The following is a 12799-nucleotide window of genomic DNA, read 5'->3' as shown; positions in this document are numbered from 1 at the left end:
TAGATAAATAGCTAAAAGTATCAACTCTGAAAGAACCATCCATTCGATTATTACAAGCAATACCTTTGTAAATTGAGATAAAAAGCTATAATCTTCCCATCTAATGATGGAAGGTTCACCACCCTGATCATCTTCATCGTAGAATTTTGCTTCTTCAGCGGCTTTTTTATGAACGAATATAACCGAAACTAATAATACCATTGTGCAAAAAATTGGTACTATCAACGAGGCTAAGTAAATAGGAGCTGGCGGAGGGTTCAAAATGAAATCTACTAACCAATTCCCCACCATGAAAACGGCCAAAAAAAGACCGAAAACATACCCCATAATCTTACTGCCATCCTTATAGGCTTCGTTGGTTTCAATCTGAAATTTTGTCATTTCACGCATTACAATATCACCTACCTTTTTAAAGTGCGGGTTTCTGTTTAGGAAAAATTCCTAAACAAAATGCCAAACTTTAACTGGATTCCCGCGAAGGCGGGAATGACGGAAAGAAAGCGTGAATGATAAAAGAGAAACAAGAATGACAATTACTTAACAGCATAGTTTTAAAGCAATGCTAAAAAGCTTTTATTTCTTTTAATAGTTCACTAAGTAGTTTATCTTCTGGAACAGTTTTTAAAATTTTACCTTTTTTAAAGATCACGCCTGATTTTTTACCGCCAGCAATACCAATATCTGCTTCTTTTGCCTCTCCTGGGCCGTTTACGATACAACCCATTACAGCAACGGTTATTGGCTTATCAATCGCTGTAATTTTTGATTCTACCAGATTTGCCAATTTAATCAAATCTATTTCAGTCCTTCCGCAAGTTGGACAAGATATTAACGTCGCTCCTTTTTGCCGTAATCCCAAAGATTTTAAAATTTCCCAAGCAACTCTTACCTCTTCTTCCGGATCAGCTGTTAAAGAAACTCTAACTGTATCACCTATACTTTCATATAATAAAATACCTAAACCAACCGAACTTTTAATAATTCCGCTTTTAGGAGTCCCAGCCTCAGTTATCCCCAAATGCAGTGGATAATTTACTCTTTTTGATAATAACCGATAAGCTTCTACTGTCCTTAATACATCTGAAGCTTTTAAAGAAATAACAATATTTCTAAAGTTGAGTTCTTCTAAAATTTTAATGTTTTTAAGAGCGCTCGCCACCATTGCTTTTGGTGTTCTACCATATTTCTTTTCTGCCTCAGGCTCTAAAGAACCAATATTAACACCTATTCTTATAGGTACTCTTCTTTTTTTACATTCTTTAACAACTTCTTTCACTTTCCATTGTTCGCCGATATTTCCAGGATTAATTCTAATTTTATCAGCACCAGATTTTAATGCTTCTAGAGCTAATTTGTAGTCAAAATGAATATCAGCAACTATAGGTATAGAAACTTTTGGTTTTATTTTTGCTATTGATTTTGCGGCTTTTTCATCAGGAACCGCAAGCCGCACAATCTCACAGCCGGCTTTTTCAAGCCTCTTAATCTGCTGAATCGTTGATTTTGGATCTCGTGTATCGGTATTAGCCATAGACTGAACAGCAACAGGATTATTGCCTCCAATTGTTACATTACCGATCTTAACTACTTTAGTTTGATTTTTTTTAATTTTTGTCATCACTTTTACCAATATTTTTCAAAAATATTATTTAAAACAGACTATACTTCTCTTATTTCTTTTTCTTTTTGTTCCATAATCCCATCAATGGTTTTAATATAATCATTTAACGTATCTTGAATTTGTTTTTCACCTTTAAATCTTTCATCCTCTGTAACGTCTCCTGATTTTTCCTGTGCTTCTAGCGCTTCCATTTCTTCTCTACGAATATTCCTCATTGATACTCTCGTTTCTTCAGCTTTAGTATGGATGAGTTTGACATATTCCTCTCTTCTCTCTTCCGTTAAAGGAGGAATAGTAATTCTAATAACATTACCGTCATTGGCACCCATTAACCCTAATTCTGATTCTGATACTGCTTTTTCAATATTAGCTAAAGCAGATTTGTCATAAGGACTTATAACTATTAACCGAGGTTCGGGGGTGCTGATTGCTGCCAATTGTTTTAATAGAGTCGGAGTATTGTAATAATCAATTTTTATATCTTCGACTAAACCTGGGGTAGCCCTCCCGGTTCTGATAGATTTAATTTCTTCCTTAAAAAAGTTAACAGAACTATCTAATTTTTTCTTAAATTCATTTATATCCATAATTAACTCCTTTTTTTGTTATTTAGAATCTGTCTTGCTTTTATCTGATTTTATATGAGTTCCGACTTTTTCACCTAAAACAGCTTTTTCTATATCCCCTTCATTTAAAAGATTCAATACAATCATTGGCAAATTGTTATCCATACATAAAGTTACCGCAGTTGAATCCATAATCTTTAACCCATTGTTCAATATTTCCATGTATTCTAAAGCTTCAAAAAGCTTAGCGTCTTCAAATTTTAAGGGATCTTTATTAAAAACCCCGCCAACCTTTGTAGCTTTGATTATAACGTCACAATTTATTTCCAAAGCCCTAAGAGAAGCGGCTGTATCTGTGGAAAAATAAGGGTTGCCTGATCCTGCTGCACAAATCACAATTCTTCCTTTTTCTAAATGCCTGATTGCTTTTCTTCTTATATAAGGCTCGGCAACTTGAGGCATTGAAATTGCGGTTAACACCCTAACGGGTGTTTCAATCTTCTCTAAAGCTTCCTGTAAGGCGAGCGCATTCATTACTGTAGCAATCATCCCCATATAGTCTGCTGTTGCTCTATCCATACCAGCAATAGAGGCGGTGTATCCTCTGAAGATATTACCGCCTCCTATTACAATAGCTATTTCCACACCTATTTTCCTAAGATCATCTATTTGTTTTGCAATAACTTTTACAATTGCCGGGTCTATGCCATATTGTTTTTTACCAAGCAAAGCCTCCCCGGAAATTTTCAGAAGAATTCTTTTATATTTTAATTTTTGATTTGCCATAAATTATTTTATCTGAAATCTTGAGAAACGACGTACTTTAATATTTTCTCCTAATTTCGAAATAGCTTCGGTAATCAAATCTTCAATAGTTTTATTTTCATCTTTTACATAAAACTGTTTTAATAACACTACTTGCTTATAGAAATTATTCATTTTACCTTCAATAATTTTCTCTATAATGTTCTCAGGTTTCCCTTCAGTTTTCAATTTTTCAATTTCTATATCTTTTTCTTTTTTAATTATATCTTCAGGTATATCTTCAATGGAGATATATTCAGGATCCATTGTTGCAACTTGAAGAGCAATTTCCCGAGCAAGATTCTTAAAATCATCAGTTTTTGCAACAAAGTCTGTTTCTGTATTAAGTTCAATCATTGCACCAATTCTTCCCCCGTGATGTATATAACAATCAATAATTCCTTCTTTTGCCTCTCTGCCGGCTCTTTTTTGCGCCTTTGACAAGCCTTTTTTTCTCAACACTTCAACAGCTTTTTCAAAATCTCCAGCCGCTTCAGTTAATGCGCCCTTGGCTTCCATTATGCCAACACCCGTTTGCTCTCTAAGTTTTTGTATATCTTCTATTTTTATATCCATAGCTTGCTCCTTAGTAATATTAGTCGGTTGTTTTGGTTTTCTTTTTGGCTTCAACTTCCTCTTCTTCAATTTTCTCTTTTAGTTTTTCTTCAATCTCTTCAATATCTTCCTTTATAACTTCTTGCCTTCTTCAGTCTTTTCTTCTCTAAAGTCTTTTTCTTCTTCTTTAACGGGCTTTACTTCTAAAATAGCATCTGCCATTTTGGTTGTAATAAATTTAACAACCTTTATGGCATCATCATTCGCGGGAATCGGATAATCAACATCATTCGGATCTCCATTTGAATCAACAATAGCAATCGCCGGGATGTTCATTTTTTTAGCTTCTTTTATGGCTAAATGTTCTCTTGTAGAATCAACAACATAAAGAGCGCTAGGAAGTTCTCTTAGTTTTTCTAATCCACCAATAGATTTTTCAAGCTTTTCTAATTGTTTTTGCTTTAAAGATTTCTCTTTCTTAGAGAATTTATCCCACTCACCTTTTTCTTTATCTTCTCTTAGGGTAATAAGCTTCTTAAGCTGTTTGATGATTGTTTGAAAATTCGTAAACGTTCCGCCTAACCATCGTTCATTTACATATGGCATTCCGGCTCTGATGGCTTCTGTTTTTATAATTTCCTGGGCTTGTTTTTTAGTACCAACGAAAATAAGTACCTTACCCTGCTCAGAAATTTTCTTAACAAAATCCAAGGCCTGTTCAAGCTTTTCCTTGGTCTTTGTTAAATCAATAATGTGGATACCACCCCTTTTGGTAAAGATAAAAGGCTTCATTTTCGGATTCCATTTTTCAGATTTGTGCCCGAAATGAGCGCCTGCTTCTAATAATTCTTTAATTTCTACTGACATTTGATGATTCTCCTTTTTCTCCGATATTATTCGGAGCCGCCACTCTCTTTTTTATTTGACTAAATCTCGATGTTCATCGAGACAGGAAAGCCATAAGAAAGTGTGAGTATTAAATAAAGGTCTTCCAACCTTTGAATAAACTATAACAAAAACAGCTGTAATTGACAATAGTTTTAAGAATGATTATACTCATATAATTTCGTACCTTGATTTAAAGGAGGTCAGTTAATTGATTTCATATCATTTATGGATTTATGCTTGCGGTAATGCTGTAAGTATACGTTTTGACGAGGAAACTACTAAAAGAATTGCAGAATTTGCAATAAAACCTGGTTACCATGAATTGAGATTCGAAGATGAAATAGGGGCTATTGAAGAAATTATTGACGTTAAAAGTAGTGTTTACAGTTATGATTGCCAGGGTATTTACGGTAAGATACGTGGTCCTGAATGCCGTTGCATAACTATTAGAACTCAAATGAACCCAGAAGAAAAAACAAATATTAATTGTTGTAGTTCTTCCAGAAAGAATTACTGGCATAAAGAAGTAGCAAAAGTAATAGAGATTATCCAGAAATATATTTCAGAAGAAGCAAAACAAACAGGAACCATTGATGATCATGAAAGAACTAATAGATAGAAAAGAGGTGAATGATATGACATTAGCTACTGAAAAAGACAAAGCATTTACTCTTGCAGAACTATCACGTAGAAAAATAGAAAATACACCCAAAGTAATTGATAATAGATCCCTTTATGCGGGATCTGACATGTACTTTTATTGTGATTATTGCAAAGCCTTAACCGACCAACTACCAGAAGATTATATACCAGATCCTGATACACCCAAGAAAATCTGTGACGAATGCCAATCTTTAAAAGATTTAGGGTGGATGGAATAAATGACAAGGAAAATCATAGAACGAGTTGCAAAATTAGAAGCAATAATATGGCTTATTCAAGGTATTTTAAAAATAATCGCTATATGTACACTATTAGCATCTATTTTTTTCTATGTGTTTGTCTACCCAAACGAGCTTAATCCTAATAGAAAGCTTTTTTCTACAATCAACTTAATAATGGCTATCCCGCTCTTGATATTTGCTGTATATTATCCAATCGCATATCTATGCAAAAGAAATAACAAAACCAGGAGTATCGTCATATCAACCATAAAAGCCATTATTGCCTGTGCAGTAATAGGATTTATGTTTATAACCATTATTTTTCTACCTGAATTAAAAGCAATAAACCTTGACTGGCTAGAAGTCGTTTCAGGATCAATAGTACTAATATACGGTTTAATTCACGCGCTCATGCTATGGGACACAAAAAAACGAGGCGCAAAAGAAGAATATGCTAAATATAAACCACCGTTCATAACAGTTTCAATCTTATCTATCGTGGCATTTACTCTAAGTATCATTGCCTATCTTAAATAACTCTACACCCCCGACACCAACCGATGTCTTTTTTTCTTCCTAATTTCGATCTCGTTTTGTAACTTGGATAGAACCCTGCACTTTAGAAGAAGTAAGAGATAAGCTTGGTTTTTATGAACATTTCTTAGAATGCTTTTGTTTCTTATGCAAGCATCTCAAAAAGCCGTTAAGAAAATCAATTGTTTTCAAGTAACCTCGATAGAGGTAAGAATTCACCTAGTCGAGTAAGGAGATTGTCAACATCTCCGAACGAGACCGCCTTTGGCGTTCGAATTCGAAAGCTTGAAAACAGCTAATTTTTAGGTTTTTTGTGCGAGCTTGCGATTTTTGGGCGACTTTTTCTAAAAAAGTCGTAAATTACTATTTAACAGGCTTTAATTTTTTGAATATAGACAAAACCAGATAAATGCCAACAGAACTAATAGCTACATTTAGGAAAAATATAAATATTGAGTATAAAAACTGAGCTATCGGATCGCAACAAGTACATCCTAAAACAATTTGACTCTTAATAGGAAATCCAATTATGGGGCCATCTTTGATACATCCTCCTATAGTAGGCATAATATTTGTTGAAAACCACAAATCTTTTAACAAGTAATAAAAATAGCTAAGGATATTTACTATTAATCCACCAACAAGAACTTTAGTTATTGTTTTGATCTTATTCATATATCTACCTTTCTAATTCCAAAAACTTATATTTATATCCATCAGATTCTTCTGACTTTTCAAAAACAACATTCTTAAATGCAGAATAATCCGGAAAAAAAGTATCAGCTTCAAATTCACTTTCTACGACCGTTAAATAAAGCTTGTCTACCAAGCCTATAGTCTGCTTATAAATTTGGCCGCCGCCGATTATAAATATTTCATCTTCTTCATATTGTTTAGCGGTTTCTATCGCTTCTTCTAAAGAATAGCAAACAATGCATCCTGCAGCTTTATATCTTTTATCTTGTGTTATAATAATATTAGTTCTATTAGGGAGAGGCCTGCCAATAGATAGAAATGTATTTCTGCCCATTAAAACTACGTGACCAGAAGTCAGCTCTTTAAATCTATTTAAATCATTAGTAATATGCCAAAGAAGTTTATTATCTTTACCGATTGCCCTATTTTCTGATATGGCACAAATTATGCTTATTTTTGGTTTGCTTTCCATTGTTAAAAATTATCCCCAATTTCCCCACTAATTCCCTCCACCCCAGGGGTGAACACGTTTCCCACCCCTGGGGTGGGCATCTTTTTAGTTAAATTATGCTTATTTTAATTTTATTTTTTTCATAAACCTTAATTTTAAAATCCTCCGATATTAGCTATTTCGGCTTTTATTGCTGGGTAAGGATCGTAATTTTCTATCTGAAAATCTTCATATTTAAACCCATTTATATCTTTAATTTGCGGATTTATTTTCATTTCCGGAAAAGGCTTTGGTTCCCTAGATAATTGTTCTTTTACAGCATCAAAATGATTTGAATAAATATGCACATCGCCGAAAGTATGAACAAATTCTCCGACTTCCAATCCAGTTACCTGTGCTACCATCAACAAAAGCAGGGCATAACTTGTAATGTTAAAAGGCACGCCCAAGAATATATCAGCACTTCTTTGATATAACCCCAAATTCAATCTATTTTTTCCGGTTACAGCAAATTGATACATCGTGTGGCAAAACGGCGGTACCTCATTAGCATTGCCTTTTGAGGCCATAGTATAGATAAAATCAGGATTCCAAGCCGAAACCACATATGATTTTCGAAACGGTTTTGCTTTCAAGCCTTCAATAACCCAGCCTAATTGGTCAATTTCTCTGCCGTCAGAGGCTGGCCATTTTCGCCACATTTTCCCATAAACAGTAATAAGATCCCCCCACTTGCCTACAAAAGGATCGGTGGCGGGCAGCGATTTTAGTTTTGCCACAAAATCTTCCTGGCTCATATCGTTTTGCGGTTCATTTTGCAAGCAATGCTTGTGGTATCTTTTCCAGCCCCATTCGTTCCAAATTCTCACATCATTGTCTACCAGATATTTTATATTGGAATCTCCTTTTAAGAACCATAAAAGTTCATGGATTATGCCTTTTAGAAAAACTTTTTTTGTTGTTAAAAGAGGGAATCCTTTATTTAGATCAAAACGGATTTGTCTGCCAAAAACAGACCTGATGTAAGGCGGTTCCTCTCCTTTATGCTTGTATTCTTCTAGAATTTCCGGGGTAAAAAATAGCTCCTTATCAGAACCATTATCAAGTATATCTTGTAATAAATTTAGATATTGGTATTCTGGGTGTTTTTTTTCTAACATATATCCTCTTGTTTATCTTTATTAAAAACATTTTATTTCTGAACCTCCTGAAACAAATTTGCTTGGCTTTCCTGAAAGTGTCAGGAAAAAATTTGTTGAAGGCAGAACGAGCGAAGCCGCTGGAGCGAAACGAGTGTTTCAGAAATAAGATGCTTTATTTTAAAACTTTCAATAATTAAACTTGTGTTTCGGTTTCTGTCGCAGAAACCCGTCCGCCCTGCCATTGTCCTCTATATAAATGAGTTTTACCTTTAACTTCTGCAAAAATAACGTGAGCTATTCTTGCCCCTAATTCTATTGTGACTTCACAAGGACCTAAATTTTTAATTGCAAATGTAAGCTCGCCTGAATATCCTGGGGAAACTTGAGAAGATCTTAAAAATATACCCATTCTTTGCATAGTGGTTCTAGGCTTAAAAAAACCAACAAGATTATCAGGTAAATTAACTTTTTCTATAGTTTTTACCAAATAAAAATCTCCCGGCTTAACTTTTACCGTTCTTTTTTCACCTTCTTTGTATTTAGCAACTGATTCAATGTCACATGTCTTACGTTCAGTTTCGCCTAAAAACCCTTCACCTTTTATTTCAAAAAACTCAGCTACCCGCAAATCAAAACCAGTCCCTTCGGGATTATTAAGCTCACGGTCGCATAAATTCTCAACCAATTTATCTTCTTTTACCCTTTTTAATAATTCATCTACACCTAAAAACATTTATCCTCCTCCTTATTTTTGTTCGTCAATTGTAAACCCGCCACCATATTTTTCCTGCCACAACTCACCATACCCTCTTCTCTCCAGTTTATCCTCGTTTATACCTAATTCCTTAAAAAACTGCTTAATTTCTTTTTGGGCTTCTTCTCCATTATCGCTTATCAATTCTATTTCCAAAAAATCACCCAAACCTTTTACTCTATCAAAATTCAATTCAAATTTTAAAAATTTCCCAGTGATTCTTTCCTTTTCAATCGTATAAAACTCGACTAACCCAATTGATTTTAAAATATTAATCGCCTGTTCTGTATTATCTATTTTAGTTTCGTATTCTTTCCATACTCCTTTTGTATCTGTAATTTCCTTATAACCTAAAAAATCACCTTTTTTTGAATGTCTAACTCTAACAACATAAACGCCTGGTTTTAATACATCCGGTTCTCTATTTTTATCCCTAAATAAATATCTTTCTGCTCTTTTGGTTCATCAAATTCAGCTCCTTTTTCTTCTAATTTTCTTAAAATAGGATCAAAATCTTCTATTGTTGCTTTAATTTCGACTTCCATTGTTTAAATATTATCATCCTTTCTCCCCTTTTCCAACTTTGCGATAACACTAGTAAAATATCTAATGATTTTGGGCATAAATATGTGTAAATTTTGAATAGGTAATGGTCGTTAAATTAAAATCAGTAATATGCCCACCCTCACTTACAGTTTTTGGTGGGCTTCAGCCTCGACAGTGCCCTGTACCAGACGCCTTGCGGCTCGGTACAGGGCAAGAAATAAATATTTCGAGGCTTCAGGAGGAATTATGGAATTTTATAATGTTAGAAAGAGACAAAAAGTGAATGTTCCCGATGATAATCTTAAAAAGACTTCTTTTAAGGCGCGTGGAGCAACAAGATATGCGGTTCGGGCTGTCGATGACGATGGAACAAAGCTTACCAAATTTGTAAACAAACAAACTTGGGATAGCTTGAATGTTCCTGAAGAAAAATGATTCTTATCAAAAAAGCCGGCTACCCGGCTTAAAAATATCTTAAATTATTTATTTAAATAATTATTTTTTTATTTCTTGAAACGCAATAGATTCTGACTTTACCAATGCTCCTTGAGCTGCAATTTCGCCTTGTAAAATAACTGATCTTTCTTTTGTAAAATTATAAACAGGTAATGTTAGCTCTTCTTTACTATTATCAGCTGAATCTATTACAATAAGGCCCCCAAATAATACTAACCCCTTTTTAGCCAAGTCAGGGGAAAGAGTAACTAAAAATAAATAATTTTTCGGGATATCAACAACAACATTTACCGGCACTAAACGACTTTCTGCCGGCTCTATAACTACATCTCTTCTTGATATTAAATTAATCTTAATCGAATCCTTTGCACTGTTTGGCAAAGATATAGTTTTATCTATTCTTTTTACGCCAATCTTCATTTCGTCCTCATTATAAAACTAATTATATCTTACACGATTCCCGCAAAAAGAAAAATACTAAACTGAAATCTATTTACGGTGTATTTTACTTATGTCTAATTTTATAGATGGGCCCATGGTAGTGCTTAAAAATGCGCTTTTTAAATAATTACCTTTTGAAGATTGCGGCTTGGCTTTTACAACCGTATCAATTAATGCTTCGAAGTTGCTCAAAAGCTTATCTTTGCTCATAGAAACCTTACCAAAAGAAGCATGAACTATTCCAAATTTATCATTTTTTATCTGAACCCTTCCCCTCTTAATCTGTTTAATCGCTTTACCCGGATTGTCAGTTACAGTTTCTGTTTTAGGATTTGGCATCATACCTTTAGTACCCAAAATTCTACCTAATTTACCAATTTTCCCCATCATATCGGGAGTAGCAATTACTACATCGAAATCCAAAAACCCCTTTTCGATTTTGGATACTAAATCCTCGGAGCCATAAAAATCAGCGCCAGCATCTTTTGCTTCTTTTTCCTTATCAGATCCGATAATAGCTGCAACTTTAACGGTTTTCCCTGTACCTTCTGGCAAATCGGCAACTGTTCTTATATTTTGATCTGATTGCTCTGGTTTAATACCTAACTTTATATGAGCTTCAACTGAAGAATCAAATTTAGTGGCAATGGTTTTTATTGCTAAATCCATAGCTTCTTCGATAGAGTAATTCTTGTTTGTATCAACTAATTTTAATACTTCTTTATATTTTTTACCGCGCTTCTTAGTATGTATTTTATGTTTCTTATGTGTCTTGGGTTTTTCTTCCTTTAATTCTTTTTTAGAATTTTCATCCGAGCTATCTTTCTTTACTGGTTCCTGTTTCTTGATTTCTTCCTTGATTTTCCCGACGCTATCGATCGGGACTCCGGCCGACGGCTCCTGCTGGAGCGTCAGAGCCTCCGCTTTTTTTTCAGTTTCTTTTCCTTTAGTTTTTTTACTTTTTTCTTTCTTTTTAACTTCCTTTTTGGCCTCTTTCGCCATTGTTCCTCCTCGTGGTCAAGCGCCCCGACGGATATCAGAGCTCCCACTTTTTATTTTATTAAAAATATTATTTTTCTACTTCAATCCCCATACTACGGGCAGTACCGGCAATAATCTTCTCTGCCTGCTCAGTGCTGTTAGCATTAAGATCTTGCATCTTAATCTCGGCTATTTCTCTTATCTGTTCTTTTGTAACTTTACCTTTTTTATCTTTATAAGGAACACCCGAACCCTTTTCTACCCCTGCTGCTTTTTTTAAGAGTTCGGCAGCTGGAGTAGTTTTTAAAACAAAATCAAAGGTTCGGTCTTCATAAATAGTAATTACAACAGGAATTAATTGCCCCATTTTATCTTTAGTATGCTCATTAAATTGAGTAGTAAATTCGATAATATTTACTCCATGCTGACCCAATGAAGAACCTACGGGAGGTGCAGGAGTTGCTTGTCCGCCTCTTATCTGAAGCTTTATCTTGGTTTTTACTTGTTTTGCCATATTTTTATCCTTACCCTTTGTTAGCTTATATCTTTCTAATCTGTAAAAAGTCTAATTCTACGGGGGTTTCTCTTCCAAATATTGAAACTAAAATTTTAACTTTACCTTTTCCTTCATCAATTTCAGATACGGTACCATCAAAATCCTTAAAAGGACCGTCTGTGATTGTAACAGCATCACCTGGATTGACATTAATCTTATATTTTGGCTCCTCAGTCCCTATTCTTTTCTGAATTATCCTTAATTCACTATCAGATATAGGAATTGGATTAGTTCCTGATCCTACAAACCCGGTAACATTAGGTGTATTTCTTACAACATACCATGAATCATCGGTTACAATCATTTCAACTAATACATAACCCGGGAATATCCTTTTTTCAACTGTCCTTCTTTTTCCGTTCTTAATTTCAATCCTTTTTTCTTTAGGAACTATAACACTAAAAATTTTATCCTGCATATCATAGGCTTCTATTCTTTGGTTTAAATTTTCAGCTACTTTATCCTCATAACCAGAATTTGTATGAATTACATACCATTGTCTCTCGCCTGTTTCTATTTGTCTTGCCATTTATTCCTCCTAAAACCTTGGAATCTTCTTTATTTGAGCATTGGGATTAAAAATTTATTGGCCTATAACCCTTTGAATAAGAGAAGAAAATAATAGATCTAAAGCGCCAATAAATGCTGCGAACACAAAGGATAAACCAATTACAACAAAAGTTAACCTAACAGCTTCTTTACGCGTTGGCCAAGTAACTTTTTCTAATTCGCTTTTTGCGCCTTTAAGGTAATTGATAATCTTTTTCATCTTGAAATTTTAAGTAATTTTAAAAAGCCTCTCGGCTTTCTAGTAACATAATATATTTTATCTAACCTTTTGTCAATGTTCTGTACGCGTCACGCACATTTGAGACTCCGGAACAGTTTTTATTAAATAATCAATGGGTGAAATATTACCCAAAG

At 34.1% G+C, this 12799-nt stretch carries 20 protein-coding genes; 4 read left to right on the top strand and 16 right to left on the bottom strand.

The genetic code is table 11. The annotated features are described in order from the left end of the window. The 6 genes from COX95_00125 to rpsB all read right to left on the bottom strand — a co-directional run. On the bottom strand, window positions 1-381 hold a 381-nt coding region (locus tag COX95_00125), incomplete at its 3' end, for a hypothetical protein (protein ID PIZ86709.1). A gap of 181 nt (window positions 382-562) precedes the next feature. Then, complete coding sequence (locus COX95_00120; GenBank protein PIZ86708.1) at window positions 563-1618, bottom strand: 4-hydroxy-3-methylbut-2-en-1-yl diphosphate synthase; 1056 nt, start codon at window positions 1616-1618, stop codon at window positions 563-565. A gap of 41 nt (window positions 1619-1659) precedes the next feature. After that, window positions 1660-2208, bottom strand: coding sequence for a ribosome recycling factor (locus COX95_00115; protein PIZ86707.1), 549 nt, complete (start codon window positions 2206-2208; stop codon window positions 1660-1662). Window positions 2209-2226: 18 nt separating this feature from the next. Next, window positions 2227-2973, bottom strand: coding sequence for a UMP kinase (locus COX95_00110; protein PIZ86706.1), 747 nt, complete (start codon window positions 2971-2973; stop codon window positions 2227-2229). A gap of 3 nt (window positions 2974-2976) precedes the next feature. After that, window positions 2977-3567 (bottom strand): translation elongation factor Ts, encoded by a 591-nt coding sequence (tsf, locus tag COX95_00105; GenBank protein ID PIZ86710.1) that lies wholly within the window; start codon window positions 3565-3567, stop codon window positions 2977-2979. Between the two features lie 111 nt (window positions 3568-3678). Then, window positions 3679-4413 carry a 30S ribosomal protein S2 gene (rpsB, locus tag COX95_00100; GenBank protein ID PIZ86705.1) on the bottom strand — a complete coding sequence of 245 codons (735 nt, stop codon included), beginning with the start codon at window positions 4411-4413 and terminating at the stop codon, window positions 3679-3681. A gap of 229 nt (window positions 4414-4642) precedes the next feature. On the opposite strand from rpsB, the gene COX95_00095 reads away from it, so the two are divergent. The 3 genes from COX95_00095 to COX95_00085 are packed head-to-tail and all read left to right on the top strand — an operon-like array spanning window position 4643 to window position 5855. Continuing rightward, window positions 4643-5053, top strand: coding sequence for a hypothetical protein (locus COX95_00095; GenBank protein PIZ86704.1), 411 nt, complete (start codon window positions 4643-4645; stop codon window positions 5051-5053). Beyond that, window positions 5034-5315 (top strand): hypothetical protein, encoded by a 282-nt coding sequence (locus COX95_00090; protein PIZ86703.1) that lies wholly within the window; start codon window positions 5034-5036, stop codon window positions 5313-5315. The genes COX95_00095 and COX95_00090 overlap by 20 nt, the downstream gene beginning before the upstream one ends. Beyond that, the gene (locus COX95_00085; GenBank protein PIZ86702.1) at window positions 5316-5855 is read left to right on the top strand and encodes a hypothetical protein; all 540 of its coding nucleotides are present in this window, start codon (window positions 5316-5318) and stop codon (window positions 5853-5855) included. A gap of 360 nt (window positions 5856-6215) precedes the next feature. Here the strand turns inward: COX95_00085 and COX95_00080 are convergent, their stop codons facing one another. The 5 genes from COX95_00080 to COX95_00060 form a co-directional block, all read right to left on the bottom strand. Next, the gene (locus COX95_00080) at window positions 6216-6527 is read right to left on the bottom strand and encodes a hypothetical protein (protein PIZ86701.1); all 312 of its coding nucleotides are present in this window, start codon (window positions 6525-6527) and stop codon (window positions 6216-6218) included. A gap of 4 nt (window positions 6528-6531) precedes the next feature. Further along, complete coding sequence (locus tag COX95_00075; protein PIZ86700.1) at window positions 6532-7020, bottom strand: diacylglycerol kinase; 489 nt, start codon at window positions 7018-7020, stop codon at window positions 6532-6534. A gap of 134 nt (window positions 7021-7154) precedes the next feature. Further along, window positions 7155-8159 carry a thymidylate synthase gene (gene thyA, locus COX95_00070; GenBank protein PIZ86699.1) on the bottom strand — a complete coding sequence of 335 codons (1005 nt, stop codon included), beginning with the start codon at window positions 8157-8159 and terminating at the stop codon, window positions 7155-7157. A gap of 175 nt (window positions 8160-8334) precedes the next feature. After that, window positions 8335-8874, bottom strand: a complete 540-nt coding sequence (locus COX95_00065) for a hypothetical protein (protein PIZ86698.1) — start codon at window positions 8872-8874, stop codon at window positions 8335-8337. Window positions 8875-8886: 12 nt separating this feature from the next. After that, window positions 8887-9087, bottom strand: coding sequence for a hypothetical protein (locus tag COX95_00060; protein ID PIZ86697.1), 201 nt, complete (start codon window positions 9085-9087; stop codon window positions 8887-8889). A 600-nt stretch (window positions 9088-9687) separates the two neighbouring features. Between COX95_00060 and COX95_00055 the strand changes: the two genes are divergently transcribed. Next, window positions 9688-9876 carry a hypothetical protein gene (locus tag COX95_00055; GenBank protein ID PIZ86696.1) on the top strand — a complete coding sequence of 63 codons (189 nt, stop codon included), beginning with the start codon at window positions 9688-9690 and terminating at the stop codon, window positions 9874-9876. Window positions 9877-9936: 60 nt separating this feature from the next. Here the strand turns inward: COX95_00055 and COX95_00050 are convergent, their stop codons facing one another. The 5 genes from COX95_00050 to COX95_00030 all read right to left on the bottom strand — a co-directional run bounded on the left by COX95_00050 (window position 9937) and on the right by COX95_00030 (window position 12644). Then, window positions 9937-10317, bottom strand: coding sequence for a hypothetical protein (locus COX95_00050; GenBank protein PIZ86695.1), 381 nt, complete (start codon window positions 10315-10317; stop codon window positions 9937-9939). A gap of 69 nt (window positions 10318-10386) precedes the next feature. Further along, window positions 10387-11340 carry a 50S ribosomal protein L1 gene (locus COX95_00045; protein PIZ86694.1) on the bottom strand — a complete coding sequence of 318 codons (954 nt, stop codon included), beginning with the start codon at window positions 11338-11340 and terminating at the stop codon, window positions 10387-10389. 67 nt (window positions 11341-11407) lie between these two features. Continuing rightward, window positions 11408-11833, bottom strand: coding sequence for a 50S ribosomal protein L11 (gene rplK, locus COX95_00040; protein ID PIZ86693.1), 426 nt, complete (start codon window positions 11831-11833; stop codon window positions 11408-11410). A gap of 25 nt (window positions 11834-11858) precedes the next feature. Next, window positions 11859-12404, bottom strand: a complete 546-nt coding sequence (locus tag COX95_00035; GenBank protein ID PIZ86692.1) for a transcription termination/antitermination protein NusG — start codon at window positions 12402-12404, stop codon at window positions 11859-11861. 54 nt (window positions 12405-12458) lie between these two features. Then, the gene (locus COX95_00030; protein ID PIZ86691.1) at window positions 12459-12644 is read right to left on the bottom strand and encodes a preprotein translocase subunit SecE; all 186 of its coding nucleotides are present in this window, start codon (window positions 12642-12644) and stop codon (window positions 12459-12461) included. Window positions 12645-12799 lie beyond the last annotated feature (155 nt).

It is taken from the genome of bacterium CG_4_10_14_0_2_um_filter_33_32 (assembly GCA_002792735.1).
GTDB lineage: Bacteria > Patescibacteriota > CPR2_A > CG2-30-33-46 > CG2-30-33-46 > CG2-30-33-46.
Note: the sequence above shows the minus strand (reverse complement) of the source record. Positions and strands in the feature narration are given on the sequence as shown.

What these genes read in the sequence shown, in the direction of transcription:
- COX95_00035 (PIZ86692.1), bottom strand. Translation starts at nt 12,404, where the DNA reads ATGGCAAGACAAATAGAAACAGGCGAGAGACAATGGTATGTAATTCAT.
- COX95_00115 (PIZ86707.1), bottom strand. Translation starts at nt 2,208, where the DNA reads ATGGATATAAATGAATTTAAGAAAAAATTAGATAGTTCTGTTAACTTT.
- tsf (PIZ86710.1), bottom strand. Translation starts at nt 3,567, where the DNA reads ATGGATATAAAAATAGAAGATATACAAAAACTTAGAGAGCAAACGGGT.
- COX95_00050 (PIZ86695.1), bottom strand. Translation starts at nt 10,317, where the DNA reads ATGAAGATTGGCGTAAAAAGAATAGATAAAACTATATCTTTGCCAAAC.
- COX95_00085 (PIZ86702.1), top strand. Translation starts at nt 5,316, where the DNA reads ATGACAAGGAAAATCATAGAACGAGTTGCAAAATTAGAAGCAATAATA.
- rplK (PIZ86693.1), bottom strand. Translation starts at nt 11,833, where the DNA reads ATGGCAAAACAAGTAAAAACCAAGATAAAGCTTCAGATAAGAGGCGGA.
- COX95_00080 (PIZ86701.1), bottom strand. Translation starts at nt 6,527, where the DNA reads ATGAATAAGATCAAAACAATAACTAAAGTTCTTGTTGGTGGATTAATA.
- COX95_00065 (PIZ86698.1), bottom strand. Translation starts at nt 8,874, where the DNA reads ATGTTTTTAGGTGTAGATGAATTATTAAAAAGGGTAAAAGAAGATAAA.
- COX95_00030 (PIZ86691.1), bottom strand. Translation starts at nt 12,644, where the DNA reads ATGAAAAAGATTATCAATTACCTTAAAGGCGCAAAAAGCGAATTAGAA.
- COX95_00045 (PIZ86694.1), bottom strand. Translation starts at nt 11,340, where the DNA reads ATGGCGAAAGAGGCCAAAAAGGAAGTTAAAAAGAAAGAAAAAAGTAAA.
- COX95_00075 (PIZ86700.1), bottom strand. Translation starts at nt 7,020, where the DNA reads ATGGAAAGCAAACCAAAAATAAGCATAATTTGTGCCATATCAGAAAAT.
- thyA (PIZ86699.1), bottom strand. Translation starts at nt 8,159, where the DNA reads ATGTTAGAAAAAAAACACCCAGAATACCAATATCTAAATTTATTACAA.
- rpsB (PIZ86705.1), bottom strand. Translation starts at nt 4,413, where the DNA reads ATGTCAGTAGAAATTAAAGAATTATTAGAAGCAGGCGCTCATTTCGGG.
- COX95_00090 (PIZ86703.1), top strand. Translation starts at nt 5,034, where the DNA reads ATGAAAGAACTAATAGATAGAAAAGAGGTGAATGATATGACATTAGCT.
- COX95_00120 (PIZ86708.1), bottom strand. Translation starts at nt 1,618, where the DNA reads ATGACAAAAATTAAAAAAAATCAAACTAAAGTAGTTAAGATCGGTAAT.
- COX95_00110 (PIZ86706.1), bottom strand. Translation starts at nt 2,973, where the DNA reads ATGGCAAATCAAAAATTAAAATATAAAAGAATTCTTCTGAAAATTTCC.
- COX95_00055 (PIZ86696.1), top strand. Translation starts at nt 9,688, where the DNA reads ATGGAATTTTATAATGTTAGAAAGAGACAAAAAGTGAATGTTCCCGAT.